Here is a 24,044-nt window from a genome sequence, read left to right as displayed (position 1 = left end):
CGGTGCCGCCGACGTGGGGCAACCAGTACGGCCGATGCGGGCCGGCCGTGGTGGTCCCGGCCGGTCAGCCGGCGGTGGTCCCCGCCCGCCCGGCACCGCTCCATCCGTCGACCGGTGGCCGCTCCTCCCCCGTCGCCAGCCGGTGCACCATCCGCACGAGCTCGCTCGGCTCGAAGGGCTTGGCCAGGAACGCGTCGACCCCGGCCGAGACGCCCGCGTCCACCTCGTAAGGCGTGCAGGCGCTGATGACGGCGATGGGCACCTGGCGGGTGCGGGGGTCGGAGCGCAGTGCGGACGCCGTCTCCAGGCCGCCGAGGCGGGGCATCACGACATCGAGGGTGATCACATCGGGGCGGATGCGGTGGACCAGGTCCAGGCACTCGGCGCCGTCGGCCGCGGTCACGACCTCGAAGCCCTCCAGCTCGAGATTGACCCTGATCAGCTGCCGGATGACCTTGTTGTCGTCGACAACAAGCACGCGGCCGTACGCCCCTGACACCCTTCGAGAGTAGGTCGGCCCCCACGACCGCGTCCGGCGTTTGGACACTTCCGCCCCGGACGGGGGACGGGCTGACGCGACGGAATACCTGTTCACGGGGACCCGTCGGGAGCTGGTAGTGTTTCACCCGTCGCAGAGCAACACCGCGATACGCCCCCGTAGCTCAGGGGATAGAGCATCGGCCTCCGGAGCCGGGTGCGCAGGTTCGAATCCTGCCGGGGGCACTTCCGGATTAAGACGCTGACCAGCAGAAATGCAGGTCAGCGTCTTTTTTGCGTCTCCGCCTCTCCTCGGTGAGGGGGCTCTGTCGATGGCGCGGAGATGAGCCGGAGAGGGTGACGCGACGGACGGGTCAGGTGCTGGGCAGCATGGTTGCCAGCGCCTGGAACCAGGCTCCGTGGGAAAAGGGTTCGGGCGGGTTCACTTCCATGCCGAGCTCCGCCGCGGCCAGTGCGTAGTCCGCCTCGTCCAGGGGGAGGGCGAGCAGCTCGTGGAGTTCGCCCACGAGGCGCGCGACCAGCTGGGGGTCGGTGGTGGCGGCGTAGTCGGCGACGGCGGCTTCGTGGTCGGGGAACTCGTCGACGATGTCCTGGGAGAACCAGCCGCCGAGCAGTTGCGCGGTCTCTGGGAAACGCATGTGCCATTCCCAGTGGGTCTGCGGGGAGGACGGCCTCGGGACGTCGCCTTCCTCGATGCTCTTCTTCAGGTGGTCGGCCAGCACCATCAGCCAGTCGCCGATCTTCGACTCGGGCATACCGGTGTCCGGGATCGCGTAGAACTCGCCGAGGCCGAGCCGGAGGCGGCCCGGGGGGTTGCGGCTGTACTCGCGCAGCTGGCGCTCCGCCTCCGCGATGGCCGAGGGGCGGGTGTGCCAGGTGTGACGGAGGTACGCGTCCAGCGCGCGGCTGCGCCGCTCCGGGGTGTCGTCGGCCGGCTGCCCCAGGTACGCGCGCATGACTTGGTCCAGCTCGCCGTAGCGACGGTCGTGTTCGAGGGGCTTCATGGACATGTGCGTGTGACCTCTACAGATAGAACGGGACAGTCGTGTGGACGACGAAGCCGTGCGGGCTCGACGGCTCGCGACGCAGCACCACGCGCGCCGCGCGGACATCGACGGGCCCGCGCCCGGCCAGTAGCTCGGCCTCCAGCTGGACCCGGCCCACGGGCGCCTCTCGGGACGGCCAGGCGGCCTCGACGGTGAGGCGGGACCGGGTGCTCTGGGCGAGCCAGCGGTGGATGGCCCGCTCGTTGGCGGTCACCACCTGCTGGGTGGCCCACTGGGCGGTCTCCCGGTCGGGGTACGTAGCGGAACGGGTCAGCATGGGGCACCCTCTCAAATATTCGGCTCAGGAGCTGCGCTCGAACGCGGACGAACAGGCGGGTCAGTAGTCGGAAAAATTCCAGAACATGCCGACCTCGTCGTCCGAGACGACGATCAAGCCGTAGTCCTCCGAGTGGACACTCAGGGGGCTGTACGCCCAGTCCGACGTCGTGAAGTCGAGTGTGCCGCGTACGTGGCCAGGCTTGTTGACGTTGGTGTGATAGCTGGCGCCCTCCCCGTAACGCGCGAGGATCGTGCGTGCCATCTCCCGCAGCTCCTCCTGACTCTCGGTGAAGCGGGCCAGATTGGACAGGGTGCACCCGTCGTCCGTGAGGGCCAGGAGCAGATTCTCGGCACTGCCCCCGTCGATCTCCTGGAGACGTCTCGCGACGTACTCCGGCGGGTGGGCGACGAAGGGGTACGTGGGCGATGCCTCGCGTTCCGGGTGCTGTGCCGTGTCATCGAGACCCGTCCAGCCGCGAGGGTCCGGGACCCTCGCCATCACTGCGAGGACGTCGAGGATCCAGTCCTCATGGCGACGCGCGCCTGTGGCGCTGTAGGGGCACGCATCCTCGTACAGGTGGCGTACCGCGGCTTCCCAGGACTTCTGATCGACGGACACAGGGGGGCGAAACCTTTCTCGGCGGGGTCGCTAAGGCTTGGACGGCATCGACGTCATGACGGTGAAGGGCGGGTTGCGGCTGCTGTCGTAACGGATGCGCGTGTCGATGCCGTGCACGTCGTAGGCCTTGGCGTTCACGCCGCCCAGCTTGTATCCGGACAGCGCGTCGTTCGGATCCACCGGCTGCTTGCTCACGCTGCGGCCACTGGACTCGCCGTTGGGCGCCGTCGAGTGGAACGGCTTGACGTCGCCATCAGAGGGCGGGGGCGGGCCCTTGATCCACGCCTCGATGGCCGCCTTGTTCTGGTTGAGGTTGTGCTCGGTCAGCTCCTGGGCGCGCCGGTAGTTCGGGAAGGCGGAGGAGCCGCTGGGCATGGGCTTGCCGTGAGGCCAAGCCTGCGTCGGACCGCTCGACTGCTGGTCACGCAGGCGCTGCGCGAGCTGTTCGTCCGTCTTGCCGACATGCTTGTCCAGGGTATGACCGTCTGCCATGTACTCGTTGGCGGCGAGGTTGAGGTTGTAGTTGCCGTTCGAGTCGGTCTTCAGCCAGACCTGTGAGCTTTTGAACTCTTCCAGGGCACGAGTGCCGAAGCCATGGGCACGAGCGACGCCGGCCTCGAACTTGGGGGCGCTGCGGTGGGCCTCGTCCAGCGGCTCCTTCAGAGCTTCCATGCGCGTGGTCAGGCGGCCCAGGATGCCGGTGTACTTGTCGACGATCCCGTTCAGCTTGGCCGTGTCGATGTTCAGTACCGTCTTGACGTCGAACGACAGGAGCAGTCCCGCACCACTGCCGATGAGCGACGTGGCGGCACCGAGCGCGCTCTTGACGTCCTTGGGCTTCGCCAGGTCCTCGATGACCTCCTTGGCCGCCTTCCACATGGCGCGGTCGAGTTCGTCCTTGACGTCGCGGTTCAGGTCGACGGCGGCTTCCGCGTACTCACGGAGGATGGTGGCTATGTCGTCGGCCGTGTCCTTCAGTACGGCCAGGACGGGCTGGCTGCCCGTGGGGACGCGGGGTGTGCCGCGGCCGGAGTTGGCGGTCTGCGCCCACTGGTAGCCGTGTTGTTGCTGCCCCCAGGCCGTACCTCCCCACAAGGCGCTGCAGAAGGTCCGCATGGCGGCTTCCCATTCGGCCTGCTGGTGGTTGGTGATGGCCCCGATGGCCTGGGTGAGTTGATCCGCACCCAGTGACGCGGTGATGGAGACGTTCATCCAGCTGTGGCAAAGGGAGTTGAGATAGTGCTGTTCCGGATACGGGTAGACGTCCGCCACTCTGCCGACCCGGAACACGTTCTTGCACAGGGGGTGGAGGAGGTCCCGGACGATTTCGGGTATGCCTTCCATCAAGCCGCGCAGGATGTCGTCGCCGCCGTCGTCGTCGCCCCACTTGATGTCGGGAATGGAGCCGAGATTGGGCTCTTTGTCGATGACTGCGGGGCGGGGGCGCTGCTCGGCCGTCCTCCCGGGCTTGGGATGCGCCGCGACGTCAGCTCTGGTGTAGGCGTTGGCCGTCTCGGTGAACCCGACTGCCACACCGCCGACGCTGACTACGGACCGGCCCCACACCTCCAGCCAGCGGTCGCCGATCCTCTTGTACGCCTGGGCGAACTTCTGGGCCTCGGCGCCTGCGCCTCCCGCGTCGGGGTACTTGCCCAGCTCCTCCAGAAGCTTCTTGGCACCGCGTACCAGGAAGTCCTGTTGCACGGCGACGCGACCGGAGACCGACCAGAGGTCGCTCGGCTTGACGTCGATGGTTCCGTTGCCACCCGGCGGCTGGGCGGGGGTGGGGGACCCAGCCATCAGGCGCCGCCGCCCCAGCCTTCGAGTACGGACCTGTTGGCTGTCGCGTAGTTGAGGTGTCCTTTCACCACGACCTCGTGGAGCCAGGCCTGAGTGGCCTTGAGGTCGTCGGCCGAGTGGCTCCACTTGTCCAGCTCGTCGATGAATACCTCGCGCGCCTCACCGTCCCAGCTCAGCACGGCATGGGTGGCCCGCTCGTACAACGTGTCCAGCTTCTTGTTGAGGGCACGGAGAATGGCCTCCAGATCACCCGAAAGACGATGCAGGGTGACGAAATCGACGGTGATCCGATCTTCGTCCGGCATGGCGCTGATCCCCCGTGGTTCAGATGTCCAGAATGCGGCCCATCGGCTGACCGACATCCGAAGTGGCCTGCGATCCATATGCCTTGACGGCATGGCAACCGGTCGACCACCTGGGTATCCGGAACGGCATTCGCATCCCGGGCCCAGCCATCGGTGATGGTTGTCCGCGTGCTTACGCTTGGATGCTCACTTTAACAACAGCCAGCACGATGGGCCGATCTGTCGGTGGGTGGGGCCGTAATCAACCTCGTACTGTTGGCCGCTATCACTGAACAAGCTCGGAAGAAGGAGGGCGGCATGAGCACGGAGCCAAAACTCGCTTACACATCATCGGAGTTGAAGAAGCTCGCCGACGATCTGGATGACATGCAGGAGTATCTCGGCGCACAGGTCAAGCGCATGGACGAGGTCGTCGACAGCATCGAGGCCGGTTGGCGTGGCCCCACCGCCAAGGCCTACCGGGCTCTGCATCGTGATGCCGCGCTTGACGCCGTTCGCATCCAGCAGTCCATGCAGCTGCTCGCCCTGGGTGTCCGGCTCAGCGAGGACGGCTTCACCAAGCAAGAACTCGAAACTCTCGAACAATTCCGCAGAATCCAAGTCGACGCCGACATCGAGGCAGCAGCCGACGCCCTCTCCACGCCGACGGCTGCCACCAACCCGCCGGCTCCCCGTAGTCGCCTGGAAGATCTCTGACTTCCGGCAGGTGAGCGGTGCCGGTGCGAGATAGCCGTAGGGCCACGATGCTCTCAGCCCACACGTCCAGACCTTGATCGGCGTACGGACGCGGACGCCGGACCCGGGCGGAGGGCATGCCACCTGGACCGACCGGCGGCCTCAGCCCCTTCGTGTCTCGCCTCCTCAAGCGCTCGGACTGTCACCCGTTGGGGTGACACATGCTCTTGGCATATGCCAATACGCGCTTCCCCGGTGGATTATTCAGGCCACCGGCCGCAGTCGGCCCCCGCAGGCCCGGGGTGATCGAGTGTCTGTACGGATCTGTACGGAAAGGATGTCTGCAGAAGCTGGTACTCGGCTGTCCGGAGGGGGACGCATGCGGGGGCACGAGCACAGCAACAACGAGCTGAGCGGTACGGTGCACGGTTTCGCGGTGCAGGCGGGGAACGTGTACGGGGGCATCCATGTGTCCGGGGGCGAGGGCTCGGCGCGGGAAGAGGTGCCGGCGCCCTGGCAGTTACCGCCCTCGGTGCGGATCACCGACCGTACGCGCGAGTTGCGCACGCTGGAGCTGCACCGGTGCCGGGCCACGGAGGACGGGCATCCCACGCTGGCGGCGGTGAGCGGGCTCGGTGGGGTGGGGAAGACCGCGGTGGCGGTGGCCTGGCTGCACACGTTGCGGGCGGAGTTTCCCGGTGGTCAGCTGTACGCCGATCTGGGCGCCCAGGCGCCGGACGGGCCCGTCGACCCCGGTGAGGTGGTGGGGCGGTTCCTGCGGGCGCTGGGGGTGCCGAGCGGTCAGGTGCCTCCGGCGCTGGGTGAACGGGTCGCGCTCTACCGGTCGTTGACCGCCGACCGGCGGCTGGTGGTGCTGCTGGACGACGCGGCGACCGCCGCCCAGGTGCGGCCCCTGTTGCCGGCCGGACGGTGTGTGACGGCCGTGACCAGCCGTCGGCGCATGCCGGGGCTGAGCCTCGACGGGGGCCATGTGCTCCATCTCGATCCCCTCTCCCCCGAGGCGGCGGTCGAGTTGCTGGATTCGACGCTCGCCGACGGCCGGGTCGCCGCCCAGCCCGAGGAGGCGCGGGCCCTGGTGCTGCTCTGTGCGGGGCTGCCGCTCGCGGTGCGGATCGCGGGGGCGCGGCTGGCGGCCCGGCCCCGGCAGGGCATCACCGCGATGGTGCGGGCCCTGTCCGAGGAGCACGAGCGGCTGGAGGCGCTGGCCATAGAGGGCGACCATGACGTACGGGCGGCGCTGGACCTCTCGTACCAGGGGCTGCCGCCCTCCGCCGCCCGCCTCTACCGGCTGCTGGGACTCCACCCGGGGCGGGAGTTCGGCGGGCCGGTGGCGCGGGCGCTCCTGGGTGAGGAGGCCGTCGACGCACTCGACGCGCTGTACGACGCCAATCTGCTCGTCGATGTCGCCGAGGCCTCGGGCGGTGAGCGCTACCGGTTCCACGATCTGGTGCGGCTGCACGCCGCCGCGCGGGCCGCGCAGGACGAGAGCGGCGAGGAGCGGGCCGCCGCACTGCTCCGCATCGGCCACCACTATCTCGCCAACGCCGGTCGGGCCGAGGAGGTCATCGAGCCCGGACGCCCTTCGCTGGAGCGGGAGTTCGAGTCGGAAGCCGTGGACATCGTGGAGGAGGACTTCGGTGACGGCGGCGGGCAGCGCGCGGCGGAGGCCGCGCTGGGCTGGCTGGAGCGGGAGCTGCCCAACCTGATGGCGGTGGTCCGCCTCGCCCGTCCCATGGGTGCCCCCGAGCTCGCCTGGCAGCTCACCGACGCGATGTGGCCGCTGTTCCCGCGCCGCAAGCTGTACCGGGAGTGGCACGAGGCGCACCAGGAGGGGCTGTCGGCCGCCGAGGAGGCGGGGAACGAGGAGGCCGTCTGCCGGATGCTGACCTCCGGGGCCCTGGGGAAGCTCGCCACGGGCGCCCACGCCGAGGCGCTGGCGATGTTCGAGCGGGCCGCGGCCTCCTTCCAGCGGCGCGGGGACGCTCTCGGGCATGCCCGGACGCTGAACTACCGGGGGCTGGCCCATCAGCGGCTCGGGCAGCCGGACCGCGCGGCGGAGCTGTTCGCCCGCGCGGCCGGTGAACTGCCCGCCTGCGGCGATCTCCGGGCCGGTGCGCTGGCCCGGTTCAATCTGGCCGATGTCGCCTTCTCCCAGGGGCGGTACGGGGACGCCGCCGTCGACGCCGAAGCCGCCCGCCTGACCTTGGAAGCGGCCGGCGACCCGTACAACGCGGCACGGGCCGCCGGGCTGGCCGGGCGGGCCTGCATGGGGCTCGGCAGACTCGACCGGGCGGAGGCGGAGCTGTCGGCGGCGCTGTCCGCGTTACGGGCCCAGGCCGCCGGGTTCGAGGCGGCCCGCGTACTCGGAGGTCTGGCCCAGCTCTCCGAGCGGCGCGGGCAGCCCCATCAGGCCCGGCAGCTCTACCGGGAGGCGCTGTCCCTGTACTCCTCCGTCGGCCGGTCACGCTCGGCCGACGCGGAGGAGGCGCGGGCCCGGCTCGGGGCCCTGGAACCGGCCGGGGCGGAGGCTCCTGCACCGGGTCCCGAGCCCTCGGGAACGGCCGCCTCCGAGGACGGCCGGGGCGAGGCCGGCGCGTAGCCTCGTACGGTCCTCACGATCCGTACGGGGGCCGGGTCCAGCGCGTCCGGGTCCAGTCCGGCCACCAGCCAGACATGGGCGACCGAGGCCCAGACCGCCCAGGGGTGCGTCGGCCACTCCGGCTCCCGGACCAGCGCCCGGGCCCGGCCGCCGAGCCGCAGCCAGCAACGCGGGCCCCGGTACACGGCCACCACCAGGGCACCGGGATGGCAGTCGGCGAGTTCGGCCGCGTACCGAACGGGGTCCTCGTGCGGCGGGAGCCCCACCGACGGGAACTCCGCCACCAGCACATCCGCCAGCAGCGGCATCGGGTGCGGTGCCGAGAGCCGTACGCGCAGGTGCTCGTCGATCACCCGCAGGCCCCGGTCCGGGTGGAGCAGGGTGGCCCCGGTGCGGCGGACGCCGCGCTGGGGGACGTCCTCGGTCAGCCGTACGGTCGGCGTGGTCATCGGGCGGGTCCCCGTTCGTCGTGGCGCACCGTCACCGGGAGCGGCGCGTGGTCCGTGCGCGGCCGCACGGCGGGGGCGCGCAGGTGGAGCTTGCGGTAGATCAGGGCGCGCATCCGGGTGGCGAACCGCCCCGGCTCCGAGGTGATCCGGGCCGCCACCTGCTCGTACCGCTCCGTGCGGTAGGCCGCGGCGGCGCGGGTGAGCTGGCGGTCCAGGGGGCGGTCGGGGTGCAGGCGCGGGGCGATGGAGGCCAGTTCGGCGGCGGGTGAGCCGGGGTCCAGGCCGGCCTCCGGGACGGTGCCCATGAGGACCGGGACGCCGGTCATCGCCCCGTAGAGCGAGACGGATCCGTGGTCCCCCACGATGTGGTCGGCGGCGACCAGCGCCCCGACCCAGTCGGCGTACTGACTGACCACCAGGAGGCCGGCGCGCCCGAGGTCGGCGAGCCAGCTGCGGATCTGCCATTCGCCGTGGGCGTTCCAGACGTGCGGGTGGAGCAGGAGCGCGACCCGGTACTCCTCCCGGGGCAGCTCGTCGACCAGCCGTTCCAGCAGCTCCCACCGCTGTCCGAGGAGGGAGCCCGGCCCCCAGGTGGAGCAGGCCAGCACCAGCCGCTGCCGGGCGCCGACCCCCAGGGCGGCGCGGTACAGGGCCCGTTGCGGCAGGCTCACCGAGATCCGGTCGAAGCAGGGGTCGCCGACCACCTCGGCGGCGGGCAGCGCCTCGGGGCATTCGCGGCCCAGGCGGGTCAGCTCCTCGTGGTGGGCGAGCACGATGGATTCGGGCACCACCCGGCCGTCCTGGATCAGCCACTGCCGGTTGAGGCCGTAGACCACGTGTCCGGCGACCCGGCGGCCGCGCTGCCCGGCGGGGACCAGTTTGTTGTGCCCGGCACCGTGCGGCAGCACGATCACCGGGGCGTGTAACTCCTGCAGTCCGCCGTGGGCCGCCGCCAGCGCCAGGTCGAAGGGCATCTGCACCGCCTGGTGCCAGGGCAGGACAAGACCGCCCAGCCGCTGGAGGAAGGGGTCGACCCCGTGGCTGAACACGTCGGGGGCCTGGGTGAAGAACACCTGGACGCGGGCGTCGCCCTCCAGCAGCCGTACGGCTTCGAGCAGCCGCTGCCCCGCGGTGACGGTGTGCACCACGGCCAGGACCTTCCTGCGGGTCCGCCGGGTGGCCCAGCGGTCGACGTCCAGTCTCACCGGTACAAGGGGCCGGTGTGTTTCCGGCACGGTCAGGCTCATCTGATCAGTCCCCGTTTCCGTCGCCGCGGACCGGCAGGCCCGCGGGGGCCGCGGCTCATCGCGGCCCGGGGCGCATCTGCCCACCGACGTGGACGGGCGGCTTGCAGGAATCCTGCGTTCCGACTGCGGCGGGAAACGCGCCGCTCCATGCGCCCCGCTCACGCCCCCGTGCGCTCTGGTCCGGGTGGATGGCTCAGGGAACAGTGGATTGTTCCGCACGCACGTGCGGACGCTGCCGCCGGCGGCAGGAAGTGGCGCACCCATCGGGGGGCGAGATGGACCTTCTTGCTCTGGGACCCCTGGAACTATGGCACGGGGACCAGCAGCACATGCTCGGTTCGGTGAAACAGCGCTGCGTGCTCGCGGTTCTGGTACACGCGCGCGGAGAGCCGGTCGCCGCGGACACGCTGATGGAGCGGGTCTGGGGCGACGAGCCTCCCCCCAAGGGCCTGGCCACGCTCCAGTCGTACGTCTCCAAGCTGCGCAGGTATCTGTTCGACGCCGTGGGCCCCCTTGTACGGGTGGACCTCCTCCAGCCCCGGCTGTACCGGCTCCGGATGAACGACCTCAACGACCTGGACCTGGTCCGCTTCCAGCGGTTCCGCTCCGAGGCCGCCGTGTCGGCGGAGCAGGGCCGGACGGACTGGGCGCTCGGGCTGCTGCGGACCGCCGAGAGCATGTGGCGGGGTGAGCCGCTGACGGAGAGCTCCGGTGAGTGGGCGGCCTCGGTACGGGCACGGCTGGTCGAGGAGTACCGCCATGTGCGGGAGGAACGCATCCGGCTGGAGCTGGAGCTCGGGCGCCATGCCGATCTCATCGGTGAGCTGCGCGAGTTGGCGGCGGAGAGCCCGCTGGCGGAAGGGGTGGTCGGCTCGCTGATGCTGGCGCTCCACCGCAGTGGGAGGCACAGCGAGGCGCTGGAGCTCTACCGCACGACGCACGCCCGGCTGCGCGAGGGGCTGGGCATGGAGCCGGGCCCCGATCTGCGGGCGCTGCACCAGCGGATCCTGGAACAGGACCGGGGCCTCACCCAGCCGCGGACGTCCGCCGTGACCGTCACTCCCCGTACCGCACCGAAGCCCCACGCCCCGGCGCCCACCGCCCCCGCTCCCCCGGCGCAGCCCCCGCGCGCCGGCTCCGGCCGCAACAACCTCCCCCGCGACACCAGGGACTTCACCGGCCGTACCCGCGAGCTGAGGCTGCTGCGCGACGGGCTCGCCGATGACGGGTACGCGCTGCCGCTCGCCGTGCTCCACGGGATGCCCGGCATCGGCAAGACCGCGCTGGCGGTGCATGCCGCGCACCGGCTGGCCGACGCGTACCCGGGCGGTCAGCTGTACGTCGATCTGCACGGGTTCAGCGGGCGGCGGCCCTTCGACCCGGCCGAGGCCCTGGCCCTCCTGCTGCACGCGGCCGGAGCCGGCGGGAGGTTGCCGGAGACCCTCGACGGGCGGGCCGCCAAGTGGCGGGAGTGGACCGCGCGCAACCGGGTGCTGGTGGTCCTCGACAACGCGCGGGACGCCGCCCAGGTCCGCCCGCTGCTGCCCGGCTCGGCCGGGTGCCTGGCCATCGTGACGAGCCGCAACCGGCTCTCCGGGCTGGACGGGGCCACCTCCCTGCTCGTGGACGCGCTGCCCGCCCAGGAGGCGGCGGCCCTGTTCACCCGGATCGCGGGGACCGCACGCACCTCCCGTGATCCGGACGCGCTGACGCTGCTGGTGGACGCCTGCGGCCGCCATCCGCTGGCCACGACGCTGCTGGCGGGCCGCTTCCGGCACCGGGAGATCTGGGACCTGCGCCACCTCCTGGAGCGCCTGGCGCAGTCGGGCGACCCATTGGGCGAACTCGACGAGGAGGTGTTCGTCTCGGCGTTCCGGTTCTCCTACGCCGAGCTGGCTCCCGGGACGCGCCGGCTGCTGCGCCTGCTCGCGCTGCACCCGGGGCCCGACGTCACGGCGGCGGCCGCGGCCGCCCTCTCGGGGAGAGGGACCGGCGGCGCGGAGGGCGTGCGGCGCAGCATCGAGGAGCTGCTGGACTGCCATCTGCTGGCGGAGCCGGCGCTCGGCCGCTACCAACTCCACGACCTCACACGGGCGTTCGCCCTGCGCATGTGCACCGCCGAGGAGCCGGAGAGCGCTCGCGCCGAGGCGGTCGGCAGGCTCCTCGGGTACTACGTCACCTCCGCGCACCGGGCCCACCGCCTCACCCATCCACGCCGCAGGGCCCTGGAGCCCGGACAGCTCTCGCCGTACGCAGCCGAGTTCGGCGATGAGCAGGAGGCGGCGGCCTGGCTGGAGGCCGAGCGGGCCAACCTGCTGGCCGCCGCCCGCACGGCCGCAGCGGAGGACCCGGACCACGCGGCACTCTTCCCGCACGCGCTTGCCCCTTCCCTCCGGATCTGGGGCAGTTGGGCGGTCACCAACGAGCTGTACGGCGCGGCCGTGGCGGCGCTGCGCTCGCGGGGCGACCCGGTACTGCTGGCACAGACCCTGGTGGAGGCGGCGGGCGCGCTGGCCCAGACGGGGCACGGGGAGGCGCTCAGCTGTGCGGGCGAGGCGCTGACCCTCTTCCAGGACCTGGACGACCCGGCCGGGTGCGCCGACGCCTCGTTGCAGGCGAGCCGCGCCCACCTGGCCGCCGGTCACACCGGCCCGTCGCTGCGCATGGTGGCGCGGGCGCTGGACCTCTACCGGCAGCGGGGCGATCTGCACGGCGAGGCGGAGTGCCTCAACGTGGAGGGGGCGGCGCTCCACCACGAGGGCCGTTACGACGAGGCGCTCGGCCGGGCGCGCCTCACGCTCCACATGTACGAGGGGACGGGGGATCTGCTGGGCCAGATCCGCGCGCTCAACAACATCGGCGAGATCCATCGCCTCCAGGGGCGCATAGAGCACGCCCACGACCACTTCGAGCGGTCGCGGGTGCTGGCCCAACTGCACAGCGGAGCCCAGGAGCTGGCGATTCTGGACATGAATTTGGGTGCGGTGTACCAGGCCATGGGCGACACCCCGCGTGCGCTGGCCGGTTTCCGGCGGGCGCTGGAGAGCCATCGCGGCCGGGGCGACGCGCTCGGTGAGGCGAACGCGCTGATCAGCATGGGGTCCGCGTACGCCGAGAGCGGTGACGGCGGTGAGGCGCTGCTCCACTTCACCCTGGCGGAGGAGGTCGCGCGGAGCATCGACAGCGCCTATGAGCGCACCCGGGCCCTGCTCGGCGTGGCCGACGTCCACGGTGCGGCGGACCGCCTGGAGGTGGCGTTCGAGGCCTACGGCCAGGCACTCGACCTGGCCGGACGCACCGGCTCCCGCCCCGCCGCCGCCCGGGCGCTGGCGGGGCTCACCCGTACGGCGCTGGGCCTGGGGCGGGAGGAAGTGGCCCAGGAGTACGGCAGGAGGGCGATGGATGTGTACCGGAGCCTGGGCTCCGAGGCCGAGGCGGAGAGCCTGCGGCGGCTGTTGCCGGGGGAGACGAGAAGGACCGGCTCCTGAGCCTTGCCCGGGTGCCGGTCCGCTCGGCCGCGGTGCGGATCAACCGCCGACGACGTGGCCCGGCGGGCCGGACGGTTTTACCACATCCACTGGAGGAGCTTGTAGAACATGTGCCTAACAACTTCCTTCACTCTGGGCCGAGTTGGCCGTGATCCGAGCGTCGATCATGGCACACGCCACGGCCGCACAAGAACCAAACAAGGGTCACCCGTTTGAGTGATCCAATTGCGGCCCGAGCAGAATGCCCGTGCGCCGACGCGTGAACCGAGGCGGCCCCGGGCAGAGTCCCGACGACTTGCAAGGCTCGGCGGTGGGGGACCGTTATGGAGTCGGATGACCGGTACGGGACAGCGGGGCAGGGCGCGGGCGGTCCTGGGTTCGGCGCGGGTGTGCCTCCGCCGCCCTCCCATGCGCCGACCGTCGGGCCGCCACCGTCCGGTGCGGGGCTTCGGGCCGTCGGGGCCGGGCTGCTCAATCTGACCGGGCTCGGGCTCGGTTACGCCCTGTTGGGGCGGTGGGGGCGGGCCGTCGGGTGCTGGGTGGCCACCGGGGTGCTGCTCTTCGTGGCGCTGCCCGCCGACCCGGACGGGGTGCCCGCGGGTGTGCTCGTCGGGTATCTCCTGGTGCTGGTGCTCGCCGCCGCCGACGGGGCGCGGATCGCCCTGCGTTCGGCGCTCGCGGGGTCGTGGCGGCCGGTGCTCGCGGCCGCGCTGGGGGTCGTGCTGCTGGCCGTTCCGGCCGGTGGGGTGGTGGCGTACGGGGCCGCGCGGGACGAGGCGCGGGAGGAGATGCTGCTCGAACGGCTGGCGGGCGGGGACCGGCGGGTGGCTGCCGCGTCCCAGCAGCCCTTCGGGACGGCGAAGGGTGAGTACGAGGGGGCCCTCGGCGTCTATCGCGCACTCGACCGCGACCACCCCGACTCCCGGGCGGCGAAGCTCGTCCCGGACCGGCTGAAGGCCTACTACGACGCCGTCTCCTCCCCGTACGCCGCGAAGCAGCACTGCGAGGCCGTGGAGCCGCTGGCCTATCTGCGGAGCCTGCCGGGTTCGGTCGGCGGGGAGTTGCTGGGCGAGCTCGCCTCCTGGCCCGACGAACCGCTCGCCGAGTCGCTGTACGGGTGCGGGGTCTCACGGCTGGGCGGGGCATCCGCCGGGGGCTCGGCGGAGTTCGGCGAGCTGTTGCGTACGTTCCCCGAGTCCGCGTCCGCGCGGCAGGTGGGGCCCGCGATCGGCGGGCGGATCGACGGACGCGTCGCGGAGGTGAAGGGCAGCGACCCGTGTGCGGCCACCGAGGCGTTGCGGGGCCTGCGTTCCACGGCCTCCGCCCTGCCCGCCGAGAGCGTCCCGGGGCTGAGCGCCAAGGCCGCCAAGGGGATCCAGGACGGGGTGTACGCCTGTGGGGTCGACCAGTTCAAGGAGAAGAAGTTCGGCGAGGCCCGCACGACACTGGCCGGATTCGCCCGTTCCTACAAGGGCGACGGGCGGGCGGCGCAGGCCCGGAAGATCGCCATCGCCGCGGAGATAGCCGACGACCGGCCCGCGGCGGGCAAGCGGCTGCCGCCGTCGGGGAGCCCCGGCGGACCCCGGATGGAGCTCGTCATCAGCAACGACGCGCCCAACGCCGTCGAGGTGCTCTACACCGGACCGGTCACCGGCACCGTCACGCTGAAGCCCTGCGGGGACTGCGAGCGCTACAGCGCGTCGGCCGGACCCCGGCTCGCCTGCAAGGCCGGTGGCCGGAGCTACCCGAAGGCCCGGCTCCAACTGCCCGCGGGCGACTACCACTTCCTCTACAAGCACGGTACGGGGGCGACGTCGCGGGTGGACAGTTACGCGGCCGGGTCGAAGGTCCAGCCCGGGTACACGTACACCAGCTGCACCTATGTCGTCGAACGCAGTCCGCTCGGCCTCGACCTGCCCACCCTGCCCGACTCCGTCAAGCCGGCCTCCGCCCCGCTCGTCAGCCCTTCTCGCGCGGGTTCTTCTCGATGACCTTGCCGTCCAGCTCGGCGGTGAGGTAGGCGCCGCCGTACTTGTCGGAGACGTAGACGCGCAGCACCGGGCGGTCGCCGTGGAAGGGCGACGACGGGTCCACGATCACGTAACTGCTCTCGGGCTCGGGGATGTTGAGGCTCGTCCTGGCCGTCCGCAGCAGGGCGGGCAGGGCGTCCCAGTCGACGGAGTTCAGGTCGACCGCCTTGTCCCCGGACATGAGGGTGCCGCCCATGTCGTCGTTCTTCGCCTGCCCGTTCCGGTAGCTGAACCGGTCGTAGAGGCGGGAGTTGGACTTCAGCGGGGCCTGGGCGGAGGCGTGTTCGTCGTAGAGCGTGAAGTCGGTGACCTTCGTCCCGCCCATCAGCGGCTTCAGCGCGGCGATAGCCTGCCGCGCCCCTTGCGGGGTGAGCAGGTCGGTGGGGGCCTCCGCCTCGTCGTCCGACCCGGACGCGTCGTCGTCGACGACCGGTTGGCCCCCGGCGGTGGACGGGGCGGCGCTCCGGTCGTTCGCCGGGGCGCTCGCGGTGGTGTCGGGGCGGTTGCCGCCCTTCGCACTGTCGTCGCCGTCTCCCCCGAAGAGCGGCGGGTCGACCTTCCACAGGATCACGCCCGCCACCACCGCCGCCGAGACGACGGAGGAGGCCGTGGTGATCGTCCAGGCCCGGCGCAGGATGCGGCGTCGGCGCTCGTCGTCGGCGGTGGAGACCGTCGGCGAGGCGGACGGCGAGGCGGACGGGGGCGTGGCCGGGCTCGCGTACGGGTCGGTCCCGTAGGGACTGTTCGCGTACGGGTTGCGCTGCTGGTCCACGGGGGTGGGGAAGGCCGGCGGGTAGCCGTAGCCGGTGGGGGTCCGGTCCGCCGGGGCCGGGGTCGGCGGGGTGGCCGGCGGTGTGGGTGACGGCCCGTGGAGGCCCGGGGTCGCCGAAGCCGATCCGTAGGCGCTCCGGGGGTCGGGGGCGGGCTGCGGGCGGTCGCCGGGCCGTGGCGTCGGCGTGGCCTGCGGGGTGCCGGTCGGCCGCGCCGCCTCCGCCAGCATCCGGTCCAGGGTCTCCGCTTCCGGGCGGGCCGGGATGTCCCGGGTCAGGAGCGCCGTCAGGACGGGGGTCAGCGCCCCGGCCCGTACCGGCGGGGGCACCTCCTCGTCGAGTACGGCGGCCAGGGTGGCGAGCGTGGTGGCCTTGCGCAGCGGGTGGTGGCCCTCGACGGCGACGTACAGCATCATGCCGAGCGACCAGAGGTCCGAGGACGGGTCGCCCTCGGTGCCCCGGATGCGCTCGGGGGCTATGTAGTCGGGCGAGCCGATGAGGGCGCCCGTCATCGTGAGGCTCGTCGACTCGCGGATCGCGGCGATGCCGAAGTCCGTGAGGACCGGGCGGCCGTCGGTGCGCAGCAGCACGTTGGCCGGTTTCACATCGCGGTGCTGGATGCCGGAGGCGTGGGCGGCGTTCAGGGCGGAGAGGATGCCGCGCCCCAGTTCGGCGGCCTCGGCGGGCTCCATGGGCCCTTCGGCCAGCCGGTCGTGGAGGGAGGAGCCGGCCACCAGCTCCATCACGATCCAGGGGTAGCCGTCCTCGCCCGGGTCGACGATGTGGTGGACGGTCACCACGTTGGGGTGGTCGAGGCGGGCCAGGGCGCGGGCCTCGCGCAGGACCCGGGCGCGCAGGGTGCGGGCGCCCTCCGGGTCGTACTCCGCGAGCGCCGGGTCCGGGGGCCGGACCTCCTTGAGGGCGACGTCACGGTGGAGCGCCTCGTCGTGGGCCCGCCACACCATGCCCATGCCGCCGCTGCCGAGCCGCTCCACCAGTGTGAAGCGGCCGTCGATCACCCGTCCCGAGGGGGCCTCTGCGCTCATGCGCCGTAGCGTACGGGTGCCGTACGACAGGGGGGAGCCAGGGCCGGGGATCGGGACGCGGCGGGGTCAGGCCGAGGCGCGTTTGCGGGGCGCGGCCGTCTTCTTCTTGGTGGTGCTCCGGGAGCCGGACGACGTCTGCTTCTTCGCCGAGGACGAGGAGTCCTTGGCGGCGGAGGCCGACTTGGACGCCGTCTTCTTCTGCGTCGTCCTCTTGGCCGCAGAGCCTGTGGAGGCCGTGGACTTCTTCCCGCCCGTGGATTTCGGGCTGGACTTCTGCGCCGTGGACTTCTGTTGTGCCGTCTTCTTCGCCGTACTCCTCGACGTCGTCTTCTTGATGGGGTGGACGTCCGCCATGTCCCCCTCCCCGTCCCCGGCCTCGGTCTCCCCTTCCTCCTCGCCCTCGCCCCGGGACTTCTTCGCCGCGCGGACGCTGTTCTCCAAGGCCGCGATCAGGTCGATGACCTTGCCCCCGCCGCTCTCCTTCGACTCCGCGGGCTCCACCGCCTCGCCGGACGCCTTCGCCGCGATGAGCTCCTCCACCGCCTCCCGGTAGTCGTCGTGGAGGCTCTCCATGTCGACCTCCCCGAGGGTGTCCATCAGGGCGTCCGCCAGGTCGAGTTCGGCGTCGCGGACCGTGACGTCGCTGTCCGGGGCGACGCCCTCGGGGGCGCGGATCTCGTCGGGCCAGAGCAGGCCGTGCATCGCGATCACGTCGTCGACGACGCGGAGCATGCCGAGCCGTTCGCGACCGCGCAGGGCGAACTTGGCGACGGCCACCTTGTTGCTGCGCTTGAGGGCCTCGCGCAGCAGGGTGTACGGCTTGGCGGCCGGGACCCCGTTGGCGGAGAGGTAGTACGCCGCGTCCATCTGGAGCGGGTCGATCTCGTCGGCGGGCACGAAGGCGACGATCTCGATGGTCTTGGCCGTGGGCAGCGGGAGCTGGGCGAGGTCCTCGTCGGTGATCGGGATCATCGTGCCGTCGGCGTCCTCGTAGGCCTTGCCGATCTCGCCGCCGGACACCTCCTCCTCGTCCAGCTCACAGACCTTGCGGTACCGGATCCGGCCGCCGTCGGCGAGGTGGATCTGCCGGAAGTGGATCGAGTGGTTCTCGGTGGCGTTGACGAGCTTGATCGGGATGCTGACCAGCCCGAAGGAGATCGCGCCGTTCCATATGGACCTCACCGTTCACCCCTTTTGACCGTTAAGGACGCTTAGGAGGGTTTTCGTGTGACTCTTATCGTATGACGCCGATCACCGAGGTGGAGGGGCGGCGCCTCTCGCTCAGCAACCTCGACAAGGTGCTGTATCCGGCCACCGGGACCACCAAGGGCGAGGTGCTGCACTACTACGCGGCCACGGCGGCGGCCGCGATCCTGCCCCATCTGCGCGACCGCCCGGTCTCCTTCCTGCGCTATCCGGACGGGCCCGGGGGGCAGCTGTTCTTCACCAAGAATCCGCCGCCCGGTACGCCCGACTGGGTGCGCACCACCCCCGTGCCGCGGAGCGAGGACCCGGGCGCCCGCCAGGTGGTGGTCCAGGACCTGGCCTCGCTGATGTGGGCGGCCAACCTGGTGGTGGAGTTCCACACCCCGCAGTGGCGGGCCGAGGCCCCGGAGATGGCCGACCGGATGGTCTTCGACCTGGACCCCGGCTCCCCGGCGACCGTCGTGCAGTGCTGCTCGGTGGCTCTCTGGCTGCGGGAGCGGCTCGCCGCCGACGGACTGTCCGCGTACGGGAAGACGTCCGGCTCCAAGGGGCTGCACCTGCTGGTCCCGGTGGAGCCGACCCCGTCCGCCGAGGTGTCCGCGTACGCGAAACGGCTCGCGATGGAGGCGGAGAGCGCCCTGCCGGAGCTGGCCCTGCACCGGATGAAGCGCGCCCTGCGGCCCGGCAAGGTCTTCGTCGACTTCAGCCAGAACTCCGCGTCGAAGACCACCGCCACGCCCTACACCCTGCGGGCCAGGACCGAGCCCACCGTCTCCGCGCCGGTCACCTGGGCGGAGATCGAGGGGTGCCGGTCGCCTGAGGCCCTGGTGTTCCGCGCGGAGAACATGGCCGGACGGCTGGAACGGTACGGGGAGCTGCTCGGCCCCCTCCTCGACCCGGAACAGGCCCGACCGCTTCCGCCGGATTCCCCCTGATTCCTTCCGGCTGGTCCCCCTTGATTCACAGCCAACTCACAGGTTCCCTTTCGGCCGCCCCGTCATGACAGGGTCATGACCTGGTCACGGCATGAGGAAAGGCCACAAGTGGCGGGTGGATTGTCGGAGCCGTGGTGCACACTCTGCGCAGGCGCTTTCTTTCGGGACGCGCCGCAGGCGTGTGGGGAACAGGCGTGCCGGAGACGGGTGGAGGTTCCGGGCGCCGCCGCGACGTGGGGAGGGGATGGCGTGTTCTCGGGGATCGATGAGGTCGACTGGGCTTCGATGGAGCATGCCTACGGGCCCGCCGACGACGTGCCGGTGCTCCTTCGGGGGCTCGCCTCCGCCGATCCGGCGGAGCGGGAGAGCGCACTCGACGGCATGTACGGAGCCGTGCACCACCAGGGGGACGTCTACGCCTGCACCCTGGCGTGCATCCCCTTCCTCTTCGAGCTGGCCGTGGACCCGGAGGTGCAGGACCGGGGCAGCGTGGTGGAGCTGCTCACCAGCATCGGCGGCTTCGATCTGGACGAGGACGACGAGGACGAGATAGACGAGGACGAGATCGAGGGCGCCGCGAACTACGCGATGGCGGCCGCCGCGGTCACGGCCGGGGCCGGGGTGTTCTTCGAGCTGATCGCCGACGAGGACCCCGGGGTGCGGCTGGCGGCCCCGCTGGCGCTCGCCACGCTCCACCGGCACCCCGTCCGGGTCCTGGAGCTGCTGCGGGAGCGGCTGCCGGTGGAGCCCGACGAGGAGGTGCGGCTCGCCCTCGTGGAGGCGGCCGGGCGGGTCGCCCTGCGCCACCGCCCGCTGGCGGGGCGGGTGGCCCGGTGGCTGGGCCTGCTGGTGGACCGGGAGCACGCACCGGGGCTGCGGCTCGCCGCCCTGGCCCAGCTGGCGCGCTGTTCGCCCGACGCGCTGCCCCGCGATGTGGTGCCGGTCGTGTCGGGGCTGCTGCGCGAGCTGCGGTCGGCGCCGGGCGGGGCAGCGGAGCACGACCCGGACGGGGAGCCGGAGGCCGACGCCGAGGCGGAGCCGGAGTGCGACCCGGTCGGCTGTACGGACGTCCCCCGGCCCGAGCAGGGCGCGGCACCGACCCTGGTGGGCCAGTTGCGCGCCCTCTCCGCCCAGGAGAGCGCCGGACGCGGCACCCCCTGGGCCGCCGATCTGCTGCGCACCCTGCACGTCGGCCTGGACGACCGCGTCGGCGACCGTACGGCCCTCCTCGTCGACCAGCTCCGCAGCCCCGACCCCTGGCAGCGCATCGACGCCGTACGGATGAGCGGCGGGCTGATACGGGCCTGGCGCGGCTCGTACGAGGAGCTGGTGGCGCTCGTCGGCGACCAGCTCGCCGACCCCGAGCCCCGGCTGGCCGAGGCCGCCTCGCACGTCCTGGAGGAGCTGTTCTCGCTGGCCGCGCCGACCGCCGACGCGCTGGCGGCCCGGCTGGCGGCCGATCCCGGGGGCTGGGTGAAGGAGTGGGCCAGCGGTCCGCCGGGGCTCGGCTCCACGGTGAAGGCGCTGGCCCGGCTCGGCGACGCCCGGGCGGTGCCCGCCCTGGCGGCGGCCCTGGAGCTGCCGGAGGTGCCGCACGACGTGGGGTTCGCGGTCACCCATCTCGGGCCGGCCGCCCGCCCGCTGGCCGGTGCGCTGCGGCGCAGGCTCGCCGGGGTGGCGCTGGACGAGGGGGCGTACGACCGGGCGAGCCCGCTGCTGGCCGGGCTGACCGGGCTGCGGGCGGGCGAGGCGACGCCGGAGGTGCTGCGGGTGCTGCGCGGCGCCCCGGAGTACCGGGGCGAGTGGCTGCGTACGGCGGCGCTGCGGGCGCTCGGCTCGTTCGGGCCCGCCGCCCGGGAGGCCGTGCCCGAGCTGCGGGCGATGCTGCGGCGGCCGGGGACGGCCACGGAGGCGGCCGAGGCGCTGTGGGCGGTGGCCGGGGACCGGGACGCGGTGCTGCCCGTGCTGGTCGAGGGGCTCGGCTCGGACCAGGTGCACGACCGGCGGGCGGCCGCGGCGGCGCTGGGGGCGCTCGGCCCGCAGGCGGCGGTGGTGGCGCCCCGGCTGCGCGGACTGCTGGCCCATGACGAGCTGTGGCTGCGGGTGGACGCGGCGATCGCGCTCCGGGAGGTGACCGGGCGGCCGGAGGAGAGCACCGAGGTGCTGCTCGCCGCCTGGGAGAAGAACCGCCATGTACGCGTCCGGGTGGCAGAATGCCTGGCGCGGACGGGACCGGTGGACCCGGCGTCGACGACGGCCCAGGTGCTGCGCGCCGAACTCTCCTCCGTACGCCGTCACAACGCGCTGGACGGCGGGTACGGCAGCCATGACACCTACGAGGACGAAAAGCTCCTGGCGCTGTGCCGACAGGCACTCCGGGGGACGGGGAAAGGGACCACGGCATGATCATTTTCGGTACCAAGGGCTATCTCCACCAGCTGGCCATCCTGACGATGGTGTGCGGCTGGTGCGGCAATCCGGCGGCGCACACCCTGCGCAAGCGGGTCACGAAGTTCACCCTCTTCTTCATCCCGCTCTTCCCGTTCTCGACGAAGTACGCCACGCAGTGCACGTTCTGCGGCGGGGAGCAGCAGATATCGAAGGAGCAGGCCGACCAGCTGCTCGCCCAGCACGGGGCGGGCCCGGACGGCGGCCACGGACAGGCCCCGCGGCAGCCGGGCTTCCAGCAGCCGGGACAGAGCCCGTTCCAGCGCTAAAGCCTGCCGTACGGGTACGAAGTGGGCATTGCGTACGGACACGCCCTAGGGTGTAGGCCCCCTGTCGTCCAAGAGGAGGGCCAGCCGTGCGCCCGGTCCGCGTCCGTGCCGTCGCGTCCGCCGTGGCCGTGCTCGCCCTGCTCTCCGGCTGCGGTGCGGCCGGCGGGCTCCGGAGCGCCGGCGAGGCCCCATCGGCGGTGGAGCCCGCCCGCCTCTGGCCCGACCTGCCGCCCGCATCGGCCGCCCCGTACGACTACGGGGAGGGCGAGACCGCCCGGATCCCCGGGATCACCGTGCCCGGCGGCGATGTGCACCGGCTGGACCCGGTCGCGGTGGTGCAGGCCGGGCTGAAGGCCAGGACGGACCGGGACAGCGGGCTGGACGAGCTGCCCGACGCGACGGTCCGGGCGATCCGCGCCTGCCGGACGGCACCGGACGACTGCCCGGTCCTGGCCCCGTACTACTTCGACCTGACCGGCGACGGCAGGGACGAACTGGTGCTCGGCATCCGCATGCCCGGCCGCCAGCTCACCGTGCGCGCGTACCGGGCCGACCGGGGCGACAAGGGCGGGCTGACCCGGATCATGTCCACCTCGGACGCCGTGATCAGCGTGGAGCTGGCGGGCCGGGACCTGATCCTGCGGGCGCCTTCGGCGATCTCCGGGTACGAGTACCGCACCGCGTGGTCCTGGGACGAGCGGCAGCAGGCGATGCTGGCCACCCGGGACGAGATCCTGCGGGCCCCGGAGCGGCGCAAGGACACGGACCGCAACCGGACCCCGAGCCCGACGGCCTCGCCGTCTGCCTCACCCTCGGCACCCTCGGCCCCGGCGGACGGCCGTCCGAGCGGGAGCCCTTCGGCGGCCGTCCGATGAAGCGGCGCCGGTTCCGTACGCCTGCCTGGACCGCGACCCTCACCTGGAAGTCCGCGGTCTTCCTGACCGTCATGTGCTGCACCCTCGCCGCCCTGCTCGGCGTCCTCGTGCACACCGCCGTCACCCGGCAGACCGTCTCCCACGCCCGCGAGAAGGCGCTGGACCGGCTGGAGGTCGTCACCGACGCGTACGAGGCCGGGGAGCCGCTGCCCAGGGGCTCCGGCATCGACCCGGCGGGATTGCCCGCCCCGCTGCGCGCCCTGGCGGCGGGCGGCGAGCGCGGCACGATGGTCGCGGACGGCCCGCACCGCCCGGGCGACCCGTACGGCCGCGGCGGCCCCGCGATGTGGGCGGCGGGCCCGGCGGACGGGCGGGCGCTGGCCACCTGGACGGACTACAGCCACAGCGCCAACACCATCGCGGGCCTGGACCGGGCGATCATCGGCTCCTCGCTGCTGGCCATCGCCGCCACTCTGGTGGTCGGCCTCTTCGCCGTCGGCCGGGTCACCCGCAGGCTGCACCAGACGGCCCAGGTGGCCCGCCGGATCAGCGCGGGCGACCTGGACGCCCGGGTCGGCGACCCCCGTACGGCACGTCCCGTGCGCGGCCAGGACGAGGTGGCGATCGTCTCGGGCGCCCTGGACACCATGGCCTCCAGCCTCCAGCGCAAGCTCCAGACGGAGCAGCGGTTCACCGCCGATGTGGCGCACGAGCTGCGCACCCCGCTCACCGGTCTCTCGGCCGCCGCCGAACTGCTGCCCCCGGGCCGTCCGGCGGAGCTGGTGCGGGACCGGGTGCGGGCGATGCGCGCGCTGACCGAGGACCTGCTGGAGATCTCGCGCCTGGACGCCCGTACGGAACAGGTCGACCTGGCCGTGCACGACCTCGCCCCGGTGGTGGAGCGGGTGGTGCGGGCCTCCGGCACGGAGACCGAGGTGCGGGTCGTGGATCCGGCGCCGGTGGAGACGGACCGGCGGCGGCTGGAGCGGGTGCTCGGCAATCTGGTGGCCAACGCGCACCGGCACGGCGCCGGGCCGGTGGTGCTGGAGGTGGCGGGTGCGGTGGTCTCCGTACGCGACCATGGCGCGGGCTTTCCGGCGTACCTCCTGGAGGGCGGTCCGCAGCGGTTCCGCACGGACGGCGCAGGCAAGGGCCACGGACTCGGGCTGACCATCGCGGTGGGCCAGGCGGCGGTGATCGGGGCGCGGCTGGAGTTCCTGAATCCCCCGGACGGCGGGGCGCTGGCCCGGCTGACGTTGCCGGAGTACGTACGCCTCGACGACGGGGAAGGCGCCGGGAACACGGGCGACGGGGGCGCGGGGACCACCCGACCGGCCTGATGTCACGCACAGTGCGCGTTGCGGACTCTCCGTGGCCAACTTAGCGTGACGAGGGCGAGATCATCTCGCGCCGCCCACGGTCCCCCTTCCTTTCCCATG

The 24,044-nt window shown here is 72.4% G+C and carries 18 protein-coding genes and 1 tRNA gene; 10 read left to right on the top strand and 9 right to left on the bottom strand.

Going from position 1 to position 24,044, the window contains the following annotated elements; all coding sequences use genetic code 11:
* Positions 1-64 precede the first annotated feature (64 nt).
* Entirely contained in the window at positions 65-478 is a 414-nt protein-coding gene (locus GTY67_RS24460) for a response regulator (protein WP_093693074.1), read from the bottom strand.
* Positions 479-651: 173 nt separating this feature from the next.
* Between GTY67_RS24460 and GTY67_RS24455 the strand changes: the two genes are divergently transcribed.
* Positions 652-723, top strand: a tRNA-Arg gene (locus GTY67_RS24455).
* A 128-nt stretch (positions 724-851) separates the two neighbouring features.
* Here GTY67_RS24455 and GTY67_RS24450 read toward each other — a convergent pair.
* From GTY67_RS24450 to GTY67_RS24430, 5 genes are read right to left on the bottom strand one after another with little or no spacing between them, the layout of a single operon-like run.
* A complete protein-coding gene (locus GTY67_RS24450; RefSeq protein ID WP_093693073.1) occupies positions 852-1,508 on the bottom strand; it encodes a contact-dependent growth inhibition system immunity protein in 657 nt (218 codons plus the stop codon).
* A gap of 13 nt (positions 1,509-1,521) precedes the next feature.
* Positions 1,522-1,821 (bottom strand): RNase A-like domain-containing protein, encoded by a 300-nt coding sequence (locus tag GTY67_RS24445; RefSeq protein WP_161280310.1) that lies wholly within the window; start codon positions 1,819-1,821, stop codon positions 1,522-1,524.
* A gap of 60 nt (positions 1,822-1,881) precedes the next feature.
* Positions 1,882-2,442 carry a hypothetical protein gene (locus GTY67_RS24440; RefSeq protein WP_093693071.1) on the bottom strand — a complete coding sequence of 187 codons (561 nt, stop codon included), beginning with the start codon at positions 2,440-2,442 and terminating at the stop codon, positions 1,882-1,884.
* Between the two features lie 30 nt (positions 2,443-2,472).
* Positions 2,473-4,242, bottom strand: coding sequence for an RNase A-like domain-containing protein (locus GTY67_RS24435; protein WP_093693070.1), 1,770 nt, complete (start codon positions 4,240-4,242; stop codon positions 2,473-2,475).
* Entirely contained in the window at positions 4,242-4,547 is a 306-nt protein-coding gene (locus GTY67_RS24430; protein WP_161280309.1) for a WXG100 family type VII secretion target, read from the bottom strand. The genes GTY67_RS24435 and GTY67_RS24430 overlap by 1 nt, the downstream gene beginning before the upstream one ends.
* Before the next feature lie 297 nt (positions 4,548-4,844).
* Between GTY67_RS24430 and GTY67_RS24425 the strand changes: the two genes are divergently transcribed.
* Both GTY67_RS24425 and GTY67_RS24420 read left to right on the top strand, forming a co-directional pair.
* Entirely contained in the window at positions 4,845-5,243 is a 399-nt protein-coding gene (locus GTY67_RS24425; RefSeq protein WP_161280308.1) for a WXG100 family type VII secretion target, read from the top strand.
* Positions 5,244-5,601: 358 nt separating this feature from the next.
* Positions 5,602-7,842: a tetratricopeptide repeat protein gene (locus GTY67_RS24420; protein ID WP_161280307.1), complete on the top strand. Its 2,241-nt coding sequence runs from the start codon at positions 5,602-5,604 to the stop codon at positions 7,840-7,842.
* A gap of 445 nt (positions 7,843-8,287) precedes the next feature.
* Here GTY67_RS24420 and GTY67_RS24415 read toward each other — a convergent pair whose 3' ends face one another.
* The gene (locus GTY67_RS24415) at positions 8,288-9,538 is read right to left on the bottom strand and encodes a hypothetical protein (RefSeq protein WP_161280306.1); all 1,251 of its coding nucleotides are present in this window, start codon (positions 9,536-9,538) and stop codon (positions 8,288-8,290) included.
* A gap of 275 nt (positions 9,539-9,813) precedes the next feature.
* Between GTY67_RS24415 and GTY67_RS24410 the strand changes: the two genes are divergently transcribed.
* Positions 9,814-13,026 (top strand): BTAD domain-containing putative transcriptional regulator, encoded by a 3,213-nt coding sequence (locus tag GTY67_RS24410; RefSeq protein WP_161280305.1) that lies wholly within the window; start codon positions 9,814-9,816, stop codon positions 13,024-13,026.
* 323 nt (positions 13,027-13,349) lie between these two features.
* The gene (locus GTY67_RS24405) at positions 13,350-15,017 is read left to right on the top strand and encodes a hypothetical protein (protein WP_202462334.1); all 1,668 of its coding nucleotides are present in this window, start codon (positions 13,350-13,352) and stop codon (positions 15,015-15,017) included.
* Here GTY67_RS24405 and GTY67_RS24400 read toward each other — a convergent pair.
* Complete coding sequence (locus GTY67_RS24400) at positions 14,986-16,872, bottom strand: serine/threonine-protein kinase (protein ID WP_202462333.1); 1,887 nt, start codon at positions 16,870-16,872, stop codon at positions 14,986-14,988. The genes GTY67_RS24405 and GTY67_RS24400 overlap by 32 nt on opposite strands.
* A gap of 66 nt (positions 16,873-16,938) precedes the next feature.
* Entirely contained in the window at positions 16,939-18,054 is a 1,116-nt protein-coding gene (locus GTY67_RS24395; protein ID WP_161280304.1) for a Ku protein, read from the bottom strand.
* Between the two features lie 59 nt (positions 18,055-18,113).
* Here GTY67_RS24395 and ligD point away from each other — a divergent pair, with 59 nt between their 5' ends.
* The 5 genes from ligD (at position 18,114) to GTY67_RS24370 (ending at position 23,945) form a co-directional block, all read left to right on the top strand.
* Positions 18,114-19,013 carry a non-homologous end-joining DNA ligase gene (ligD, locus tag GTY67_RS24390; protein ID WP_161280303.1) on the top strand — a complete coding sequence of 300 codons (900 nt, stop codon included), beginning with the start codon at positions 18,114-18,116 and terminating at the stop codon, positions 19,011-19,013.
* A 249-nt stretch (positions 19,014-19,262) separates the two neighbouring features.
* Positions 19,263-21,419: a PBS lyase gene (locus tag GTY67_RS24385; protein WP_161280302.1), complete on the top strand. Its 2,157-nt coding sequence runs from the start codon at positions 19,263-19,265 to the stop codon at positions 21,417-21,419.
* On the top strand, positions 21,416-21,730 hold the full coding sequence (locus tag GTY67_RS24380) for a zinc-ribbon domain-containing protein (protein WP_161280301.1): 315 nt from the start codon (positions 21,416-21,418) through the stop codon (positions 21,728-21,730). The genes GTY67_RS24385 and GTY67_RS24380 overlap by 4 nt, the downstream gene beginning before the upstream one ends.
* Positions 21,731-21,816: 86 nt before the next feature.
* Positions 21,817-22,605, top strand: a complete 789-nt coding sequence (locus GTY67_RS24375) for a hypothetical protein (protein ID WP_161280300.1) — start codon at positions 21,817-21,819, stop codon at positions 22,603-22,605.
* Positions 22,602-23,945: a HAMP domain-containing sensor histidine kinase gene (locus tag GTY67_RS24370; protein ID WP_161280299.1), complete on the top strand. Its 1,344-nt coding sequence runs from the start codon at positions 22,602-22,604 to the stop codon at positions 23,943-23,945. The genes GTY67_RS24375 and GTY67_RS24370 overlap by 4 nt, the downstream gene beginning before the upstream one ends.
* Positions 23,946-24,044 lie beyond the last annotated feature (99 nt).

This window comes from Streptomyces sp. SID8374 (genome assembly GCF_009865135.1).
Classification (GTDB): domain Bacteria; phylum Actinomycetota; class Actinomycetes; order Streptomycetales; family Streptomycetaceae; genus Streptomyces.
The sequence above is the reverse complement of the archived record's forward strand: the minus strand, read 5'-3'. Positions and strand labels throughout refer to the sequence as shown.

Bases quoted from the DNA above. Each gene is read 5' to 3' on its own strand.
- GTY67_RS24450 (WP_093693073.1), bottom strand. From the start codon at position 1,508: ATGTCCATGAAGCCCCTCGAACACGACCGTCGCTACGGCGAGCTGGAC.
- GTY67_RS24445 (WP_161280310.1), bottom strand. From the start codon at position 1,821: ATGCTGACCCGTTCCGCTACGTACCCCGACCGGGAGACCGCCCAGTGG.
- GTY67_RS24435 (WP_093693070.1), bottom strand. From the start codon at position 4,242: ATGGCTGGGTCCCCCACCCCCGCCCAGCCGCCGGGTGGCAACGGAACC.
- GTY67_RS24430 (WP_161280309.1), bottom strand. From the start codon at position 4,547: ATGCCGGACGAAGATCGGATCACCGTCGATTTCGTCACCCTGCATCGT.
- GTY67_RS24425 (WP_161280308.1), top strand. From the start codon at position 4,845: ATGAGCACGGAGCCAAAACTCGCTTACACATCATCGGAGTTGAAGAAG.
- GTY67_RS24420 (WP_161280307.1), top strand. From the start codon at position 5,602: ATGCGGGGGCACGAGCACAGCAACAACGAGCTGAGCGGTACGGTGCAC.
- GTY67_RS24415 (WP_161280306.1), bottom strand. From the start codon at position 9,538: ATGAGCCTGACCGTGCCGGAAACACACCGGCCCCTTGTACCGGTGAGA.
- GTY67_RS24410 (WP_161280305.1), top strand. From the start codon at position 9,814: ATGGACCTTCTTGCTCTGGGACCCCTGGAACTATGGCACGGGGACCAG.
- GTY67_RS24405 (WP_202462334.1), top strand. From the start codon at position 13,350: ATGGAGTCGGATGACCGGTACGGGACAGCGGGGCAGGGCGCGGGCGGT.
- GTY67_RS24400 (WP_202462333.1), bottom strand. From the start codon at position 16,872: ATGAGCGCAGAGGCCCCCTCGGGACGGGTGATCGACGGCCGCTTCACA.
- ligD (WP_161280303.1), top strand. From the start codon at position 18,114: ATGACGCCGATCACCGAGGTGGAGGGGCGGCGCCTCTCGCTCAGCAAC.
- GTY67_RS24380 (WP_161280301.1), top strand. From the start codon at position 21,416: ATGATCATTTTCGGTACCAAGGGCTATCTCCACCAGCTGGCCATCCTG.
- GTY67_RS24370 (WP_161280299.1), top strand. From the start codon at position 22,602: ATGAAGCGGCGCCGGTTCCGTACGCCTGCCTGGACCGCGACCCTCACC.